This is a genomic window from Agrobacterium larrymoorei (assembly GCF_030819275.1).
Lineage (GTDB): Bacteria > Pseudomonadota > Alphaproteobacteria > Rhizobiales > Rhizobiaceae > Agrobacterium > Agrobacterium larrymoorei_B.
This window is the reverse complement of sequence record NZ_JAUTBL010000002.1, coordinates 2,235,519-2,253,109: the sequence shown is the minus strand read 5'-3', so window position 1 is coordinate 2,253,109 and position 17,591 is coordinate 2,235,519. Positions and strand designations below refer to the sequence as shown.

Here is a 17,591-nt window from a genome sequence, read left to right as displayed (position 1 = left end):
CACATGGCAAACATTCCTTCTGACAACACCGCCGAGCAGGACGTCATGGCAAAAGCGGTGAAGGAAGCCATTATCGCTGGCTTCGTTTCCTTCGGCATGTTCCTGCTATATGTCGGCATCGTCACCTATCAGGATATCAACAATCAGCTGGTCTGGGGTACGCGCTGGGGGCTCCTGGCGATCTTCGTCGCTGTTGCCGCCATCGGCCGTTTCGTCGTGGTCGGCGTCATCGAGCCACATCTCGACCGCCGCAAGCTGGCAAAATCCAAGGCAGGCATTCTGGAAATCTCTGAGGAAAAGAACTTTTTCCACAAGCATTTCCTGAAGATTGCTCTGGTCTTCCTGCTGCTCTATCCGATGATCGCCGTCTATTTCAGAGGCGCTCAGGGTTCGCTGATCTTCGTCGACAATTTTGGCATCCAGATCCTTATCTATGTGATGCTTGCCTGGGGTCTGAACATCGTCGTTGGTCTGGCCGGTCTGCTCGATCTCGGCTATGTCGCCTTCTATGCGGTCGGCGCTTATTCCTATGCGCTGTTGTCCAGCTATTTCGGCCTGTCCTTCTGGGTGCTTCTGCCGCTTGCCGGGATCCTTGCCGCCTTCTTGGGGTATTATCCTCGGCTTTCCGGTGCTGCGCCTGCGCGGTGACTATCTTGCCATCGTGACGCTCGCTTTCGGTGAAATCATCCGACTTGTTCTATTGAACTGGACCGATGTCACCCGAGGAACCTTCGGTATTTCCGGAATTGCCAAGGCATCGGTCTTCGGTATCTGGTCTTTCGATGTCGGTGCGCCTAACAACTTCGCCAAGGTTTTCGGCCTGCCGATGTCGTCGGGTTACTACAAGATCTTCCTCTTCTACGTGATCCTGCTTCTGTGCATGCTGACGGCCTACGTCACCATCAAGCTGCGCCGCATGCCGATCGGTCGTGCATGGGAAGCGTTGCGTGAGGACGAGATTGCCTGCCGCTCGCTCGGCATCGATACGGTCAAGACCAAGCTCACCGCCTTTGCAACGGGCGCCATGTTCGGCGGCTTTGCCGGCTCGTTCTTTGCCGCACGTCAGGGCTTCGTGTCTCCGGAAAGCTTCGTCTTCCTGGAATCGGCCGTCATCCTCGCCATCGTCGTTCTTGGTGGCATGGGCTCGCTGACCGGTATCGCGATTGCTGCCGTGGTGATGGTCGGCGGTACCGAGCTTCTGCGCGAAATGGAATTCCTGAAGAAGATCTTCGGTCCGGACTTCACGCCAGAGCTTTACCGCATGCTGCTCTTCGGTCTTGCCATGGTCATCGTCATGCTGTTCAAGCCCCGCGGCTTCGTCGGCTCGCGCGAACCCACGGCCTTCCTGAAAAAACGCAAGTCTGTCTCCGGCAGCTTCACCAAGGAAGGTCACGGCTGATGGCTTCCGGAAACACTGCGATGAACAAGAATACCATCCTGAAGGTCGAACATCTGTCGATGCGCTTCGGTGGCCTGATGGCGATCAACGACCTCTCTTTCGATGTGAAGCGCGGCGATATCACCGCGCTGATCGGTCCGAATGGCGCGGGCAAGACCACCGTGTTCAACTGCATCACCGGCTTCTACAAGCCGACGATGGGCATGATCACCATGGTGCGCAGCAATGGCGAGGAGCATCTGCTCGAGCGTCTGCCGGACTTCGAAGTGACCAAGAAGGCCAAGGTCGCCCGCACCTTCCAGAATATCCGCCTGTTTTCAGGCCTCACGGTTCTGGAAAACCTGCTGGTTGCGCAACACAACAGGCTGATGAAGGCATCCGGCTACACGATCCTCGGCCTGCTTGGTCTTCCGGCCTACACCCATGCGGCGGAAGCATCGATCGAAAAGGCCAAGTACTGGCTGGAGAAGGCCGATCTCATCGATCGTGCCGACGATCCGGCGGGCGATCTTTCCTACGGCGCCCAGCGCCGCCTGGAAATTGCCCGTGCCATGTGTACCGAGCCTGAGCTTCTCTGCCTCGACGAACCGGCCGCCGGTCTCAACCCGAAGGAGTCGCTGGCGCTCAACACCCTTCTTCGCGGCATTCGCGACGAGGGCACCTCGCTGCTTCTGATCGAACACGACATGTCGGTCGTCATGGAAATCTCCGACCACGTCATCGTGCTCGAATATGGGCAGAAGATTTCCGACGGTACGCCCGATCATGTGAAGAACGATCCCAAGGTCATCGCCGCCTATCTGGGTGTCGAGGACGATGAAGTGGAAGAAGTGATTGCAGAAGAACTCCACGGGGGAGCAGTCTGATGTCTGAAGCTCTCCTGAAAATTCAGGGTGTCGAAACCTATTACGGCAATATCCGCGCTCTCGCTGGCGTGGATGTGGAAGTGAGAAAGGGCGAGATCGTCTCGCTCATCGGCGCCAACGGTGCCGGCAAGTCGACGCTGATGATGACCATTTGCGGTGCGCCACAGGCGCGCAATGGCGAAGTCATCTTCGACGGTGAGGATATCACCCGCCTGCCGACGCATATCATTGCCCGCAAGCGCATTGCACAGTCTCCAGAGGGGCGCCGGATTTTCCCGCGCATGTCCGTGCTGGAAAATCTGCAAATGGGTGCCAATCTCGACAACCTCAAATACTTCAAGGAAGACGTCGAGAAGGTCTTCACCATGTTCCCGCGCTTGAAGGAGCGCCAGAGCCAGCGCGGCGGCACGCTTTCGGGCGGGGAGCAGCAGATGCTCTCCATCGGCCGTGCGCTGATGTCGCGTCCTAAACTCCTGCTCCTCGACGAGCCGTCTCTCGGTCTGGCTCCCTTGATCGTCAAGGGCATTTTCGAGGCGATCAAGAAGCTCAACCAGGAAGAGGGGCTGACTGTCTTTCTCGTGGAGCAGAATGCTTTTGCGGCCCTGAAGCTTTCCGACCGCGCCTATGTGATGGTCAATGGCAAGGTGACCATGAGCGGTTCCGGCAAGGAGCTTCTCGCCAATCCGGAAGTGCGGGCAGCCTATCTCGAAGGCGGCCGCCACTGACGATGGGAGGGTGCGGGGATCGCCGATCCCCGTCCTTCGACAAGGTGCAAAAGTTTTTATGATTTTGTGCCGCTGCCCATGAAAAAATGCTTGCTTTCGAAGGCGTTGGGCGCAAATCTGCTGAGAGCCTGTCAGACTGCATAGCCGGTTTGGCGGATCAAAAACAAACAATAAAGCTTGCCGGAAAACGGTTGAGCGAAAACAGAACACAGGGTCGTTCGCGTTTGGTTGGCGGCGCTGATTGGGGAAAAGATGCAGGGCCTTTTTTTCGAAACCGATAGTGGCGTTCGCTATATCTTGCGTGGCCTCGTCGTTCTTCTCGGCTTCTGGACTGCCTGGCGCACGGGCAAGTCCGTTGCCGATGGCTGGGGTCAATATCCGCAGGTGGTGATTTACTCGCTTCTGCTGGGGTGCGTTATGCGCTTTTTGCATTACGCGCTTTTTGCCGGCCCCTTGTTGAACGGCTTCTACTACCTGATCGATGTCGTGGTTCTGCTGGCCTTTGCAACGGCTGGCTTCCGCATCCGTCGGACCAGCCAGATGGTCGATAACTACTACTGGCTCTACGATCGGACATCGGCATTTTCCTATAAGAAGAAAGATTGACAGACGGGTTTTTCTGAAATCAGAATTCCCTCCTGAGAGGAACAGCCTGGACAGATAATTTGGGTGCTGGACAGGTCGAGAAAACCAACCCAATCAAAGGAACTGGGAGTAATATAATGAAGAAGTCTCTTCTTTCCGCAGTTGCGCTGACCGCCATGGTCGCGTTCAGCGGTTCGGCATGGGCTGATGTCGTCATCGGCGTCGGTGGTCCGTTGACTGGCCCGAACGCCGCTTTCGGCGCTCAGCTCCAGAAGGGCGCAGAACAGGCCGCAGCGGATATCAATGCTGCTGGCGGCATCAATGGCGAGAAGATCAAGATCGTTCTCGGCGACGACGTGTCTGACCCCAAGCAGGGTATCTCGGTCGCCAACAAGTTCGCAGCTGATGGCGTCAAGTTCGTCGTCGGCCACTTCAACTCCGGCGTTTCCATTCCGGCGTCTGAAGTCTACGCCGAAAACGGCATTCTCGAAGTCACGCCTGCCGCAACCAACCCGAAGTTCACCGAACGCGGCCTGTGGAACACCTTCCGCACCTGCGGCCGTGACGACCAGCAGGGCGGCATTGCCGGCAAGTATCTTGCCGACCACTTCAAGGACGCCAAGATCGCCATCATTCACGACAAGACGCCTTACGGTCAGGGCCTTGCCGATGAAACCAAGAAGGCTGCCAACGCCGCTGGCGTCAAGGAAGCCATCTATGAAGGCGTGAATGTCGGCGACAAGGACTTCTCCGCCCTCATCGCCAAGATGAAGGAAGCCGGCGTTTCCGTTATTTACTGGGGTGGTCTCCACACCGAAGCCGGCCTGATCATCCGTCAGGCGAAGGATCAGGGCCTCAAGGCAACGCTCGTTTCCGGTGACGGCATCGTCTCCAACGAACTGGCTTCTATTGCTGGCGACGCCGTTGAAGGCACGCTGAACACCTTCGGTCCTGACCCGACCCTGCGTCCTGACAACAAGGACCTCGTTGCGAAGTTCAAGGCTGCGGGCTTCAACCCTGAAGCTTACACGCTCTACTCCTACGCAGCCGTTCAGACGATTGCCGAAGGTGCAAAGGCTGCTGGCTCTACGGATCCGCAGGCCGTTGCTGAAGCGCTGAAGAAGGGGACGTTCAAGACCGTTCTCGGCGATATCTCCTTCGACGAAAAGGGCGACCCGAAGCTTCCCGGCTACGTCATGTACGAATGGAAGAAGGGTCCGGACGGCCAGTACAGCTACTTCCAGCAGGGCATGTAATCTGCTTTCTGGATTTGAGATTGATGAAGCCCGGCAGCGATGCCGGGCTTTTATATTTTTAAGGCTTCGTCGGGATATGACCAAGGTGCTGATGATGGTCCCTCATTGAAAGACCAACGCCAATGCATGGTCCACGCAAAAGCGTGGATCGGTTTGCGATAACGACATGCGATCAAACGAAGACCTCAAGCGCGGGGAGCAAATCTGAAAGATCGTGACACGTTTTGACCCCGCTGATTGGGGGTGAATGGCGCGTCAAGAAATCCCTGCCGAGTTCTTTCAATCACAATAAATTAGAAAAATGTGATATTCGGCGGAACTGCCTGCGATGCGCCACGTTTTCTGCGGCCTCAGTTCAGGAGTTTATCAATGAAGAAGCTTGTTGTTTCCGCAGTCCTCGCCGCCGCGTCGTTCTTCTCGGTCACCGCACCATCCTACGCCGAAACCGTCACCGTGACGACGAGCCAGCGTGTCATGCGCGAGCATGTCCGCGAAGAATATCGCCCGCGTCACTACCGTCATGCTCCGCGCGATTGCTTCGTCAAAAAGGAACGCATCCGCCGCCATGGTGAGATCATCGTCCGCAAGACCCGCGTCTGTCGTTAACGGTATTGCCTGTTCTCCCTTCCGATGGTTGTCGGAGGGGAGGACAGGTTTAGAGATGCCCTCATGAGACGGTTGCGCTTTTGGGTTTTCGGCTCTTGAGGGATGTGAGTTGGGGATGGCTACCATTCTGTCCTGCCGGACATTTCACCCTCAAGAGGGGAGATCGGCGAGGAGCGCCCACGCAGTTTGAGCTTCGACCTTGAAAACGTCCGGGATGTTGGCCTCGTCTCGGTTCACCGGGGCTTCTCTTCTTCATGTGCCTTGCGTGCACTGAAGCGCCTTTAGCACAAATTCCACCCGGTCCTCAATGTCGGTCTTCGGTAGAATGACGACGTCATATCCCAGCTCGCCGTAATCGCGGCGCAGCCGCTCGTACTCCTCTACCGCGTCTTGAAAGCCGTGGCGGCGTTCGTTGTCGGTTACGTAGATTTCGGGCCAAGGGGGTGTGAGGAAGACGATCTTGGCGTAGCGAAATTCATTGCGCAGCCGATCGTACCAGTCGTCGTCGCCCAGTTGGCGAAGCGCGGAGGCGGCGTCGATCAAGCTGCGGTCGAAGATCGAGAAGTCTGATTTTTCGCGAGCGGCTGCATAGTCCTGTTCTGCAATCGCGACCGCCTGGTGTAGGAAGGCTTTGAGGTCGACCCATGGGAGAGCCGTTCCTCCTGCTTTCAGCTGTTGTTCGACGACGCGTCGGCCCGGTTCTTCCACCGTGGCGCAACCACGTTTTGAAAGTTCTGAGAGCAGTGTGGATTTTCCGCCGCCGGAGCAGCCGGACAGTATGACGAGCTTGTCCATATATTGATCCTGGTTGGAGTGGGAAAAGGTGCGCCTGTGCCTTCCGCGACGCGAGGGCGCAGCGGGGCGTGACATGCTGGTTGAGCGCAAAGAGCTCGACGCTCAGGTTTGGTCTGTCGGGGGAGGGATTGAGAGACTAGAGCGTTTCCTTGTTAAATAGAAACGGTTCTGTTGGTTCAAACGGGATCGACTGATGGTCCGGAGGGCGCGCGCCGTAGCCAAAGCATACGGCCAAGCCGTCCGGGCAAGCAGGTGGCCCGTTTCAACCAACCCTCCCGCAGATTTGCTGGCAAATCTGCAAGAGCTTCAATCGCCCGGCGCGCTAATCGCTTCGCACGGCGAAGCGGCGCGACGGGAGGGCCGGGCATCTTTCCGCCAGGCTCAAAGGCGATCGGCTCGACCGTACCTTTGGGTATGCCCTTCGCCAATCGCCTTTGCCCTGACGAAAACCTGCTCCGGCAGAACGTTTCTATTTAACAAGGAAACGCTCTAAAGCATGTCGCGCAAAAGTGTGCAGCGGTTTGCGATATCGACGTGCGATAACAAAGAGCTAAAGCGTATGAGCGAATCTGAAAGATCGCAAGACGCTTTGGGAGCGTTTCCATTCGGCAAGGAAACGCTCTAAAGGCTTGCGCGTCTCAGCTATCGTGCAGCACATGCGCCGCCTTCACTGCGGCAGAGGCGCGGTTTTCGACGCCGAGTTTGACGTAGATCTGCTCCAGATGCTTGTTCACCGTGCGGGCTGAAAGGCCGAGAATCTCGCCGATGTCGCGGTTGGATTTGCCTTTAGCGATCCAGACCAGCACTTCCGATTCCCGCGTTGTCAGGGAGAAGCGGTCACGCAACAAGGCCTCACCGGACTTCTCGTTGGTTGTCGTCAGACGGAAGAGATATTCATCGGCGCCGACTGCGCCCAGAAACGTGAAGTGCAGCGAGGGGCGTTCCGCCTGGGTAATGACGAGCGGCGTGTCACGGGCGGTGGTCTGCGCCATCCACTCGCCGATGGTGCGGGAGACGATATCGAGGCCATCATTGCTACCGGTTGCAGCGTTGATGAGGCGCGTCGCCTGTGGCGTCGACCAGAGGATCGTGCCATCGGTGCGGACCGCCAGAAGGTGGCGGCCAGCGGCATCCAGCGCCACGCGCGCGCTTTGCGCCGAGCGGGCGTTGGAGAGGTGGACGCGAAGCCTGGCGCGCAGCTCGTCGATATTGATAGGCTTACTGAGGTAGTCCACACCACCGCATTCCAGTGCGCGCACCACGTGTTCGGTCTCGGTCAGCCCGGTCATGAAGATCACCGGCACCTGCGCGACGGCGGCATTGGCCTTCAGGCGCAGGCAGGTCTCGAAGCCGTCGAGCCCCGGCATAACGGCATCGAGAAGGACTAGGTCGGGTGTGACGCGCTCGACGATGTTGAGCGCCGCCTGGCCAGAGGTTGCGATCAGCACCGAGAAGCCGGACTGTTCCAGCGCTTCGGTCAAGAAGCCGAGCGCTTCCGGGCTGTCATCCACCAGAAGGACGATATCGCGCGGCTGCAATGACCTATTCATCCGTGCCCGTCCTCGTGTTGAAACTATGAAGATAATCGGCGTAACCGGTGAGATCGAAGGCGCGCACGAAGCGTCGAGCCTCTTCGGTAAAGGCCAGATTTTCGGGTTGTGCGGCGAGAGAATCGAGCTTCGCCTCAATGCCGCGAATATAACCGATTTCGCCGAGCGCTAGCAAATCCTGGAGATGGGCTGGTGCGGGTGCTTTTACAGCGCCGGGGTCCGGCTCTTTTGCAGACAGGTCGACTGGCGGCAAGTCTGTGTCATAGACCCATTGCAGCCCGAGATGCACGGCGAGCCGGTCACAGAGCTTGCGGATATCGACGGGCTTTACCAGCGCATCATTATGACCGTCCGTATCGGCACCGATGATGGCGGTATCGCCGATATTGGCCGAGAGCATGATGATGGGGGCGGTTTGCCCGGCATTGCGCAGCTTTTCGACCAACTGCCAGCCGTTCATGCCCGGCATGGAAATATCGATGAGGAAGGCATCCGGCTGCATCGCCTCGATCAGCGCCAGGCAATCCGGTCCGCTTTGTGCCGTCAGCACGACGAAATCGAGTGGGGAGAGGACCTCCATCATCAGATCGCGGTGATCCTCATTGTCATCAACGACAACGATGGTGCGGCGTGGCCCGGCATAGGAAACGATTTTCTTTTCCGGCGCGAGTGCCGTGCTAGGCCTGTCGACCGAGGAGAGCATCAGCCGCACCCGGAAGGTCGAGCCGACGTCCTTCTGGCTTTCGACAGAAATCTCGCCACCCAGCGTATTGGTGAGAAGCTGGGTGATGGTGAGGCCAAGGCCAAGCCCTGGCATGGGCTTGATGATTTCAGCCTCGCCACGCTGGAAGGGCTCGTAGATGCGGGCGAGATCCTTTTCCGCAATGCCGCGCCCGGTATCGGTGACGGTGAAGGTGGCGACCTGGCTGCGATAGGTGACATCGAAGCTGACGGTCCCCTCGTCGGTAAACTTGATGGCATTGGAGAGCAGATTGACGAGGATTTGCCGCAGGCGCTTTTCGTCGCTGCGCACATATTGCGGCACGCCTCTGGCGCGCTCGTGGCGGAAGAGCAGCCCCTTGGCTTGCGCCTGCGGGCGGAACATGTCGATGATCTGGTCGAGGAAATCCTGAATGTTGATTTCGTTCGACTGAACCTGCAACCTGCCTGCTTCGATCTTGGAAATATCCAATAGGCCATCGATCAGGCCTGAGAGGTGATCGGCGGAGCGGCGGATGACCTTGATGGCGGATTGGCGAGGCGCAGGAATAGTTTCATCCCGCTCGAGGATCTGGGCGTAGCCGAGTACGGCATTCAGCGGGGTGCGCAACTCGTGGCTGAGACCCACCACATAGCGGCTCTTGGCGCGGTTGGCGGCTTCTGCCGTTTCCTTGGCATATTGGAGGGCCGCGTCGGTCTTCTGGTGGGCGGCGATTTCCTTCAGCAAAAGCGTGTTCTGTCGTGAGGATTCCTCCTCCGCCACGACACGGCTGTCATGGGCGAGCACGAGGAACCAGCAGACGATTCCGGCGATGACGGCAAAGACGAAGAAGACGATTAGAATGGTGCGATTGACGACGTCTGCGGTCGCTGGCGTGCCGGTGCCAACCTGATGGGCGATCAGCCCCAGAATACCGCCGATCGCCGCAACGGCCAGCGCTGAGAAGATCGCATAACGACCGAGCCGCGAGGCGAGCTTCGCAACCAGCTGTTCCGGCAGGAAGGTCTTTGCCACCTGGGCTGTCTGGTAGTTCAGCCGGGCCTTCGGTTTGCACATATCGTGGCAGCGGCTGTCCAGCGAACAGCAGAGCGAACAGATCGGACCGGCATAGGCCGGGCACCATGCCATGTCTTCCGGCTCAAACGGATGCTCGCAGATGGAGCAGGTGATGCTTGAGAGTTCCTTCCACTTCTGGCGCGGCTTGCGTGCCAGATAGAATTTTCCCTTCGTGCCCCAGGCGATCAGCGGCGAGGCGATGAAAGCGACGACCAGGGTGATATAGGGCGCAAGCGACGCAGCGAGCGTGCCGAACAGGCCGAAATGGGCGGTAAGCGCAATCGTTGCGGAGAGCGCCATGGCACCGACGCCGACGGGATTGATATCGTAAAGATGCGCCCGCTTGAACTCGATGCCTGGAGGGGCAAGGCCGAGCGGCTTGTTGATGAAGAGATCGGCGGAGATGGTGCAGAGCCATGCCATGGCGACGATGGAAAAGATGCCGAGCGTTTCTTCCAGCAGCCGGTAGATGCCAAGCTCCATCAGCAGGAGCGCAATGGCGACATTGAAGACCAGCCAGACGACGCGGCCTGGATGGCTGTGGGTGAGGCGGGAAAAGAAGTTCGACCACGCGAGAGAGCCCGCATAGGCATTCATCACATTGATCTTGAGCTGCGAGACCACGACGAATGCGACCATCAGGACGAGAGCCGCATTCTGGTTGGGGATCATATAGCCGAAGGCGGTGAGGTACATCTGCGCCGGATCGGCGGCGCTGCCCACGGGCACGCCGGAAGAGAGCGTCAGCACAACCAGGAAGGAACCGGCGAGCAGTTTTGGAACGCCGACGAGAACCCAGCCAGCACCGGCGAGAAAAACGCCGAGCTTGTGACGAAGCTTGCTCTGGCCTTCTGCCGGCAGGAAGCGCAAGAAATCCACCTGTTCGCCGATCTGTGACATCAGCGCCAGGATGACGGCAGAGGCCGCACCGAACTCGATGAGGTCGAAGGGCGCGGTGTCTCCGGGTGGCGCCGGTGCGTGGTGGATGCCGGAGAATGCCAGCCACAGATCGAATTTCTGCCAGTCCATCAGCGCGATGAAGAGGAATGGCAGGACGTTGAGGACGATCCAGAAGGGCTGCGTCAGGATCTGAAACTTGCTGATGAGGCGCACGCCATGGGTGACGAGCGGAATGACCATGACCGCCGAGACGATGTAGCCGATCCATAGCGGAATGCCGAGCGCCAGTTCCAGCGCGCCGGACATGATCGATGCCTCTATGGCAAAGAGCATGAAAGTGAAGGCGGCGTAGATCAGCGATGTGATGGTGGAGCCGATATAGCCGAAGCTTGCGCCGCGCGTCAGAAGATCGATATCGACGCCGTGGCGGATGGCATAACGGCTGATCGGAAGGCCGACGAGCAGCATCGCAACAGCGGCAGCGACGATGGCGAAGAAGGCGTTGGTGGTGCCGTAGGAAAGCGTGATGGCGCCGCCGATGGCTTCCAGCGCCAGAAAGGAAATCGCGCCGATGGCGGTATGGGAAATGCGGCTGGAGGAGAATTGCCGGGCGCTTTTGGCGGTAAATCGCAGCGCGTAGTCTTCCAGCGTCTGGTTCGCGACCCAGCGGTTATATTCGCGTCTGACGGGGATGATGCGTTGCCGTGCGGCCATGCCAGTGTTTCACAGCCTCCACTTATATGTCTTGCGACCTTGCAGGCCGCTTTGTCCGCCAACGGCAGACGGAAAAATGGCGTCGCCCGGATCGAGCGACGCCATTTCTTTTTAGATTAGGCAGCAGCCGACTTTGCCGTCGGGACTTCTGCGATCGTCTTCAGAACGACGGAAGCGATCTGGTAAGGGCAGCCCTGGGAGTTCGGACGACGGTCTTCGAGGTAACCACGGTAGCCGTTGTTGACGAAGGAGTGCGGAACGCGGATCGACGCGCCACGGTCTGCAACGCCATAGGAGAACTTGTTCCAAGGAGCGGTTTCGTGCTTGCCGGTCAGGCGCAGATGGTTGTCCGGGCCGTAAACGTCGATGTGCTCTTTCCAGTTCTTTTCGAAGGCAGCCATGAGGGCTTCGAAATATTCCTTGCCGCCAACTTCACGCATGAACTTGGTGGAGAAGTTGCAGTGCATGCCAGAGCCGTTCCAGTCGGTGTCGCCGAGCGGCTTGCAATGGAATTCGACATCGATGCCGTACTTTTCGCAAAGACGCAGAAGCAGGTAGCGAGCGATCCAGATCTGGTCGGCGGCGCGCTTGGAGCCCTTGCCGAATACCTGGAATTCCCACTGGCCCTTGGCCACTTCGGCGTTGATGCCTTCGTGGTTGATGCCTGCTTCGAGGCAAAGGTCCAGATGCTCTTCGACGATTTCGCGAGCGATCGAGCCGACATTCTTGTAGCCGACGCCGGTGTAGTACGGGCCCTGCGGAGCGGGGTAGCCCTGCTCAGGGAAGCCGAGCGGACGGCCGTTTTCGTAGAAGAAGTATTCCTGCTCGAAACCGAACCATGCATCTTCGTCGTCGAGGATGGTTGCGCGGCTGTTGGACGAGTGCGGCGTGACGCCATCCGGCATCATGACTTCGCACATGACCAGCGCGCCGTTGGTGCGGGCAGGGTCAGGGTAGATGGCGACTGGCTTCAGAACGCAGTCGGAGCTGTGGCCTTCGGCCTGCATGGTGGAGGAGCCGTCAAAGCCCCAAAGCGGAAGCTGCTCGAGTGTCGGGAATTCGTCGAATTCCTTGATCTGCGTCTTGCCGCGCAGGTTTGCTACCGGCTTGTAACCATCCAGCCAGATGTACTCGAGTTTGAACTTAGTCATTACGAACCTCTCATGGGTTAAGATGCGAAGCCTTGATTGTTTTCGTCCGGTTACCGGTGGAAAACGCTCTCGCTTTCAAGGGCTGCCGATAGATATGCATGCCGCGTGCCAATTTGCGTGAGCTCTCGAATCGGCACTTCATTTTTTTCTGTCGAAGTTGCTGCCGAACCGGTTGGTACGGAAAATTCCACCTTTCGGCGTGATGGAGGTTTTTCCCGAAATTTTAGAATTATGAAGGCTTTATGAAGCGAAATGGGCTGATTTTCTGCCGAAACTATGAGCGAAGAGGTCGTTCTGAATGTTTTTTCAGCCAAAAGCGTGAATTTTGAGTGATTAGCTGCATAAAGACTATTCGATTAACGGACGCGCAATTGATGTGCCTAAAAAATAGTCTTTGTGGTATTTTTTTAAGCGAATGGGGTGAATTTCGGCTTTCAATCGGCTATAGTCCGGAACGAAGCACGGTGCTGAAGTGTTTGATTGAAAGAAACGAGGCCGTCATGAGAACCGAACCCAATTTTGAAAGTGCCAAGATCTACCAGTTCCCCGTTGGAGGCCGCGCAGGCTACCGAGGCTTTCGCAAGGATGCGTCGGTTCAGTCCATGCAGGAATATGCTCCGCGCGTCGACTTCGATAGCTGGTACCACCAGGAAGCGATCACCGAGGACGAGAAACCCCATAACTGAGGTTTCTCACGCTCCCGTTTATCCGTCGGCTGACCTCGCATCGGCCCTCCTGACTTCCATGTGCTGATTTCGCCACCCCACCTACGTCAAACGACGTATACGGTTTCGCCCCGCCGAGCCCGATAGTCCCCTCCAGCAGCGGAAAAATGCCGCTGAGGCCTTGCTCCAAAGGCTTAAACACGAAGAGGGGTTCTTCCGATGACTTTCAGAAAGACGCTCACGGGCGCGCTGCTTGGCGCCATTTTGTCCACCACCGCATTCCACGGCGCATTCGCCGCTGACGACACGATCAAGATCGGCGTGCTGCACTCGCTCTCCGGCACCATGGCGATTTCGGAAACGACGCTGAAGGACGCCATGCTGATGCTCATCGATGAGCAGAACAAGAAGGGCGGCGTTCTCGGCAAGAAGCTTGAAGCCGTCGTCGTCGATCCGGCCTCCGATTGGCCGCTCTTTGCCGAAAAGGCGCGCCAGCTGATCAGCCAGGACAAGGTCGCTGCCGTGTTCGGTTGCTGGACCTCGTCTTCCCGTAAGTCGGTTCTGCCGGTTTTCGAAGAGCTGAACTCCATCCTCTTCTACCCGGTCCAGTATGAAGGCGAAGAGTCCTCGCGCAACATCTTCTACACGGGTGCTGCACCGAACCAGCAGGCAATCCCCGCTGTCGATTATCTTGCCAACACCGAAGGCGTCGAGCGCTGGGTTCTGGCCGGTACGGACTATGTCTATCCGCAGACCACCAACAAGATCCTGAAGGCTTACTTGATGTCGAAGGGCGTCAAGGAAGAGGACATCATGATCAACTACACGCCATTCGGCCATTCCGACTGGCAGACGATCGTCTCCGACATCAAGAAGTTCGGCTCTGCGGGTAAGAAGACCGCCGTCGTTTCCACCATCAATGGTGACGCGAACGTTCCCTTCTACAAGGAACTGGCAAACCAGGGCGTGAAGGCCGAAGACATTCCGGTTGTTGCCTTCTCCGTCGGTGAAGAAGAGCTTGCCGGCCTCGATACCGCGCCTCTCGTCGGCCACCTTGCCGCCTGGAACTATTTCCAGTCCGTCGATACTCCGGTCAATGCGGAGTTCATCAAGGAATGGCATGCCTTCACCAAGAACGACAAGCGCGTGACCAACGACCCGATGGAAGCTGCCTATATCGGCTTCAACGCCTGGGTTAAGGCGGTAGAGGCTGCCGGCACGACGGATACCGACAAGGTTCTGGACAGCATCATCGGCGTTTCGGTGCCGAACCTGTCCGGCGGCTACGCGACCGTCATGCCGAACCACCACATCACCAAGCCGGTGCTGATCGGTGAAATCCAGGCCGACGGCCAGTTCCAGATCGTCCAGCAGACCGCGCAGGTCGTGGGCGATGAGTGGTCCGATTACCTGCCGGACTCCAAGGACCTGATCTCCGATTGGCGCAAGCCGATGTCCTGCGGCAACTTCAACGTTGCGACCGGTAAGTGCGGCGGCAAGGGCATGTGATTGGGTAATTGGTTGCGGCCCGCCGATCATGCGGGCCGCGATCTGCAGGTTTACCCCTTTGTCATCATTCGGCCCGCGGAACGATGGTGACCGAGAGTGATCCCACACCCACTGCCGTCATCCTCGGGCCTGACCCGAGGATCCACCGCCCTCCTTTGTTCTTCTCGCCGTTGACGCTCGTCGATGCCGTGATGGATCCTCGGGTCAAGCCCGAGGATGACGTCGAGAGGGGGAGGGGTCTGAGAACAGTTGTTCTCACTTCTGATTTCCGCCTGCAGTCATTTCTCCGCAGGCATCCAAGGGGGACTTGGGACCATGTTTGTTCGACTGTTGGCCGTGATCGGCCTGTTGTTCAGCCTGACGGCTTCGGCCTTTGCCCAACAGGGCGATGCAAAGCCGTTGATCGATGCGTTGGGCAAGGCCGATTTCAAGCAGGCTGAAGCGCTGATCGGGCAGATTGCTGCGACGGGCGACGCGCGTGTCGTGCCTGCACTGGAAGCGCTTGCGGCTGGCGAGCTTTATGTTCGCAAGGCCGATAGCCTGGTGTTTCTCACCAAGCCCGCCGGCGATAATCTCACCCTGATCGATCCGGTGACGGGTGAGGCGGTCGGGGAGGCGCCGAAGGCTGCGGTCACGAAGATCAAGGTCAACAATACGTTGCGCCGTGTCACCCGCGCAGCGCTTGGCGGTCTGACATTGCTGAGCCCCGATCGCGTCGTACGGCTTGCTGCGGCAGATGCCGTTTTGAAAGCGCCGAGCGCTGAAAATCTCGGGCTTCTGGAAGCCGCTCTGGCGAAAGAAACCGATGCCCAGGTTCGCGCCCGCATGGAAGAGGCGCGTGCGGTGTCGGTCCTTAGTTCCGATCGCTCCGTCGAAGACAAGCGCAGTGCCATCGACACCATCAAGACCATCGGCGGGCGGGATGCGATCAGCATTCTGATGGCTGCGTCTTCGTCTGTCGATGCCAGTCTGAAGCCGGACATCGATGCGGCGATCGCTCATATCCAGTCCTCGCTGGCGCTGTGGGATGCGGCGCAGAACATCTGGTACGGCCTGTCGCTCGGCTCGGTGCTGCTGCTTGCGGCCATCGGCCTTGCCATCACCTTCGGCGTGATGGGTATTATCAACATGGCGCATGGCGAGATGGTGATGATCGGCGCCTATGCGACCTACATCGTGCAGGATATCATTCGCAGCCACTTCCCAGGCCTGTTCGACTGGTCGCTCGCCATTGCGCTGCCCGTCGCTTTTCTGGCTACCGGCTTTGTCGGTCTCGTCATCGAGCGCGGTGTCATTCGCTTTCTCTATGGCCGTCCGCTGGAAACGCTGCTTGCCACCTGGGGCATTTCGCTAATCCTGCAACAGGGCGTTCGCTCCATCTTCGGGCCGACCAACCGAGAGGTCGGCAGCCCAAGCTGGATGTCCGGCTCCTTCAGTGTCGGCTATCTGAACTTCACCTGGAACCGCGTCTGGATCGTCTGCTTCTCGCTTTCGGTGTTCTTCGCCCTGCTTCTGCTTCTGAAGCGGTCCTCCTTCGGCCTGCAGATGCGCGCCGTGACCCAGAACCGCCGCATGGCTTCGTCCATGGGTATCCGCACGCCCTGGGTCGATGCTTTCACCTTTGCGCTGGGTTCCGGCGTTGCCGGTCTTGCCGGTGTCGCCCTCAGCCAGATCGACAATGTGTCGCCCAATCTCGGACAGAGCTACATCATCGACAGCTTCATGGTCGTGGTCTTCGGCGGTGTCGGCAATCTCTGGGGAACGCTGGTCGGGGCGCTGTCGCTCGGTGTTCTCAACAAATTCCTTGAGCCCACCGTGGGCGCTGTTCTCGGCAAGATCCTCGTGCTCGTCCTCATCATCCTGTTCATCCAGAAGCGGCCGCGTGGTCTCTTCGCACTCAAGGGAAGGGCGATCGAAGCATGATTACCGGCTTTCTCCTTCGCGCTCTCGACCGCCGCATCTCAATCGCCATCGGCTTCATTCTGGCCGTGGCGCTCATCATCCCGGCGCTGAACCTGCTCTTGCCGCCCGGCAACCCGCTGCATGTACCGACCTATATGATGTCGATGCTCGGCAAGTATCTGGCCTATGCATTGCTCGCGCTGGCGCTCGATCTTGTCTGGGGCTATTGCGGCATTCTCTCGCTCGGCCACGGCGCCTTCTTCGCGCTCGGCGGCTATGCCATGGGCATGTATCTGATGCGCCAGATCGGCTCACGCGGCGTCTATGGCGATCCGGTGCTACCGGATTTCATGGTGTTCCTGAATTGGAAAGAGCTGCCCTGGTTTTGGCACGGCTTCGACATGTTCTGGTTCGCCATGCTGATGGTGCTGGTCGTGCCCGGTCTGCTGGCTTTCATCTTCGGCTGGTTCGCTTTCCGCTCGCGCGTCAACGGTGTCTATCTGTCGATCATCACCCAGGCGATGACCTATGCGTTGCTGCTCGCCTTTTTCCGCAACGACATGGGCTTTGGCGGCAATAACGGCCTCACAGACTTCAAGGATATTCTCGGCTTTTCCGTTCAGGCGGATGGCACGCGTGCCGTGCTCTTTGCCATGACCGCACTGATGCTGGCGCTCTCATTGATGATCGCCTCTGGAATCGTCAATTCCAAGTTCGGCAAGGTGCTGGTGGGTGTGCGCGATGCCGAAAGCCGTGTTCGCTTCCTTGGCTTTCGCGTCGAAAACATCAAGCTCTTCACCTTCGTCGTCTCTGCGATGATGGCGGGCATTGCCGGTGCGCTCTTCGTGCCCCAGGTGGGCATCATCAATCCGGGCGAATTCGCGCCTGCAAACTCCATCGAGGTGGTCGTCTGGACGGCGGTTGGCGGTCGCGGCACGCTGATTGGCCCGATCATCGGCGCGCTGCTGGTCAATGGCGGCAAGAGCTATTTTACCGGCGCTTTTCCTGAGTTCTGGCTCTTTGCGCTGGGTGGCCTCTTCATCGCCGTGACGCTGTTCTTCCCCAAGGGCATCGTTGGCACCATCCAGCACACCATGGCGGGCCGTCGCGGCAAGGGTGCGACACCGAAGGACAATCCGGCAAAGCCCGGCAATGACGATGCGGTCGCGCATCAGGCAGCGGAGTGAGGCG

The 17,591-nt window shown here is 58.5% G+C and carries 13 protein-coding genes and 1 pseudogene; 10 read left to right on the top strand and 4 right to left on the bottom strand.

Translation table 11 applies throughout. The features are described 5' to 3' along the window. Window positions 1-3 precede the first annotated feature (3 nt). From livM to QE408_RS19495, 6 genes and pseudogenes are all read left to right on the top strand, one after another. A pseudogene (gene livM, locus QE408_RS19520) lies at window positions 4-1,399 on the top strand (high-affinity branched-chain amino acid ABC transporter permease LivM). Continuing rightward, window positions 1,399-2,265 carry an ABC transporter ATP-binding protein gene (locus QE408_RS19515; RefSeq protein ID WP_306934012.1) on the top strand — a complete coding sequence of 289 codons (867 nt, stop codon included), beginning with the start codon at window positions 1,399-1,401 and terminating at the stop codon, window positions 2,263-2,265. Before livM ends, QE408_RS19515 begins: the two are co-directional and overlap by 1 nt. Beyond that, window positions 2,265-2,990, top strand: coding sequence for an ABC transporter ATP-binding protein (locus tag QE408_RS19510; RefSeq protein WP_373465569.1), 726 nt, complete (start codon window positions 2,265-2,267; stop codon window positions 2,988-2,990). The genes QE408_RS19515 and QE408_RS19510 overlap by 1 nt, the downstream gene beginning before the upstream one ends. 252 nt (window positions 2,991-3,242) lie before the next feature. Beyond that, a complete protein-coding gene (locus QE408_RS19505; protein WP_113327328.1) occupies window positions 3,243-3,596 on the top strand; it encodes a DUF6867 family protein in 354 nt (117 codons plus the stop codon). Between the two features lie 116 nt (window positions 3,597-3,712). After that, window positions 3,713-4,831 (top strand): branched-chain amino acid ABC transporter substrate-binding protein, encoded by a 1,119-nt coding sequence (locus tag QE408_RS19500; RefSeq protein WP_306934010.1) that lies wholly within the window; start codon window positions 3,713-3,715, stop codon window positions 4,829-4,831. Window positions 4,832-5,200: 369 nt separating this feature from the next. Further along, window positions 5,201-5,437, top strand: a complete 237-nt coding sequence (locus tag QE408_RS19495; RefSeq protein WP_306934008.1) for a hypothetical protein — start codon at window positions 5,201-5,203, stop codon at window positions 5,435-5,437. A gap of 252 nt (window positions 5,438-5,689) precedes the next feature. On the opposite strand, the gene QE408_RS19490 is transcribed toward QE408_RS19495, so the two are convergent. From QE408_RS19490 to QE408_RS19475, 4 genes are all read right to left on the bottom strand, one after another. Further along, window positions 5,690-6,232 carry an AAA family ATPase gene (locus QE408_RS19490; protein ID WP_306934006.1) on the bottom strand — a complete coding sequence of 181 codons (543 nt, stop codon included), beginning with the start codon at window positions 6,230-6,232 and terminating at the stop codon, window positions 5,690-5,692. A gap of 638 nt (window positions 6,233-6,870) precedes the next feature. Beyond that, entirely contained in the window at window positions 6,871-7,782 is a 912-nt protein-coding gene (locus QE408_RS19485; RefSeq protein ID WP_306934005.1) for a response regulator transcription factor, read from the bottom strand. Then, window positions 7,775-11,173 carry a hybrid sensor histidine kinase/response regulator gene (locus QE408_RS19480; protein WP_306934004.1) on the bottom strand — a complete coding sequence of 1,133 codons (3,399 nt, stop codon included), beginning with the start codon at window positions 11,171-11,173 and terminating at the stop codon, window positions 7,775-7,777. Before QE408_RS19480 ends, QE408_RS19485 begins: the two co-directional genes overlap by 8 nt. A gap of 116 nt (window positions 11,174-11,289) precedes the next feature. Next, the gene (locus QE408_RS19475) at window positions 11,290-12,324 is read right to left on the bottom strand and encodes a glutamine synthetase beta-grasp domain-containing protein (RefSeq protein WP_306934003.1); all 1,035 of its coding nucleotides are present in this window, start codon (window positions 12,322-12,324) and stop codon (window positions 11,290-11,292) included. Between the two features lie 500 nt (window positions 12,325-12,824). Between QE408_RS19475 and QE408_RS19470 the strand changes: the two genes are divergently transcribed. The 4 genes from QE408_RS19470 (at window position 12,825) to urtC (ending at window position 17,587) form a co-directional block, all read left to right on the top strand. Beyond that, window positions 12,825-13,010 (top strand): DUF2735 domain-containing protein, encoded by a 186-nt coding sequence (locus QE408_RS19470; protein ID WP_306934002.1) that lies wholly within the window; start codon window positions 12,825-12,827, stop codon window positions 13,008-13,010. Window positions 13,011-13,208: 198 nt separating this feature from the next. Continuing rightward, the gene (urtA, locus tag QE408_RS19465) at window positions 13,209-14,498 is read left to right on the top strand and encodes an urea ABC transporter substrate-binding protein (protein WP_306934001.1); all 1,290 of its coding nucleotides are present in this window, start codon (window positions 13,209-13,211) and stop codon (window positions 14,496-14,498) included. Window positions 14,499-14,813: 315 nt separating this feature from the next. After that, a complete protein-coding gene (gene urtB / locus QE408_RS19460) occupies window positions 14,814-16,421 on the top strand; it encodes an urea ABC transporter permease subunit UrtB (RefSeq protein WP_306934000.1) in 1,608 nt (535 codons plus the stop codon). After that, window positions 16,418-17,587, top strand: coding sequence for an urea ABC transporter permease subunit UrtC (urtC, locus tag QE408_RS19455; RefSeq protein WP_306933999.1), 1,170 nt, complete (start codon window positions 16,418-16,420; stop codon window positions 17,585-17,587). Before urtB ends, urtC begins: the two co-directional genes overlap by 4 nt. The last annotated feature ends 4 nt before the right edge of the window (window positions 17,588-17,591 follow it).

Excerpts from the sequence above, each read along its gene's own strand:
- QE408_RS19505 (WP_113327328.1), top strand. The coding sequence starts at position 3,243 with ATGCAGGGCCTTTTTTTCGAAACCGATAGTGGCGTTCGCTATATCTTG.
- QE408_RS19470 (WP_306934002.1), top strand. The coding sequence starts at position 12,825 with ATGAGAACCGAACCCAATTTTGAAAGTGCCAAGATCTACCAGTTCCCC.
- QE408_RS19475 (WP_306934003.1), bottom strand. The coding sequence starts at position 12,324 with ATGACTAAGTTCAAACTCGAGTACATCTGGCTGGATGGTTACAAGCCG.
- urtA (WP_306934001.1), top strand. The coding sequence starts at position 13,209 with ATGACTTTCAGAAAGACGCTCACGGGCGCGCTGCTTGGCGCCATTTTG.
- urtC (WP_306933999.1), top strand. The coding sequence starts at position 16,418 with ATGATTACCGGCTTTCTCCTTCGCGCTCTCGACCGCCGCATCTCAATC.
- QE408_RS19485 (WP_306934005.1), bottom strand. The coding sequence starts at position 7,782 with ATGAATAGGTCATTGCAGCCGCGCGATATCGTCCTTCTGGTGGATGAC.
- QE408_RS19515 (WP_306934012.1), top strand. The coding sequence starts at position 1,399 with ATGGCTTCCGGAAACACTGCGATGAACAAGAATACCATCCTGAAGGTC.
- QE408_RS19490 (WP_306934006.1), bottom strand. The coding sequence starts at position 6,232 with ATGGACAAGCTCGTCATACTGTCCGGCTGCTCCGGCGGCGGAAAATCC.
- QE408_RS19495 (WP_306934008.1), top strand. The coding sequence starts at position 5,201 with ATGAAGAAGCTTGTTGTTTCCGCAGTCCTCGCCGCCGCGTCGTTCTTC.
- QE408_RS19480 (WP_306934004.1), bottom strand. The coding sequence starts at position 11,173 with ATGGCCGCACGGCAACGCATCATCCCCGTCAGACGCGAATATAACCGC.
- QE408_RS19500 (WP_306934010.1), top strand. The coding sequence starts at position 3,713 with ATGAAGAAGTCTCTTCTTTCCGCAGTTGCGCTGACCGCCATGGTCGCG.
- urtB (WP_306934000.1), top strand. The coding sequence starts at position 14,814 with ATGTTTGTTCGACTGTTGGCCGTGATCGGCCTGTTGTTCAGCCTGACG.
- QE408_RS19510 (WP_373465569.1), top strand. The coding sequence starts at position 2,265 with ATGTCTGAAGCTCTCCTGAAAATTCAGGGTGTCGAAACCTATTACGGC.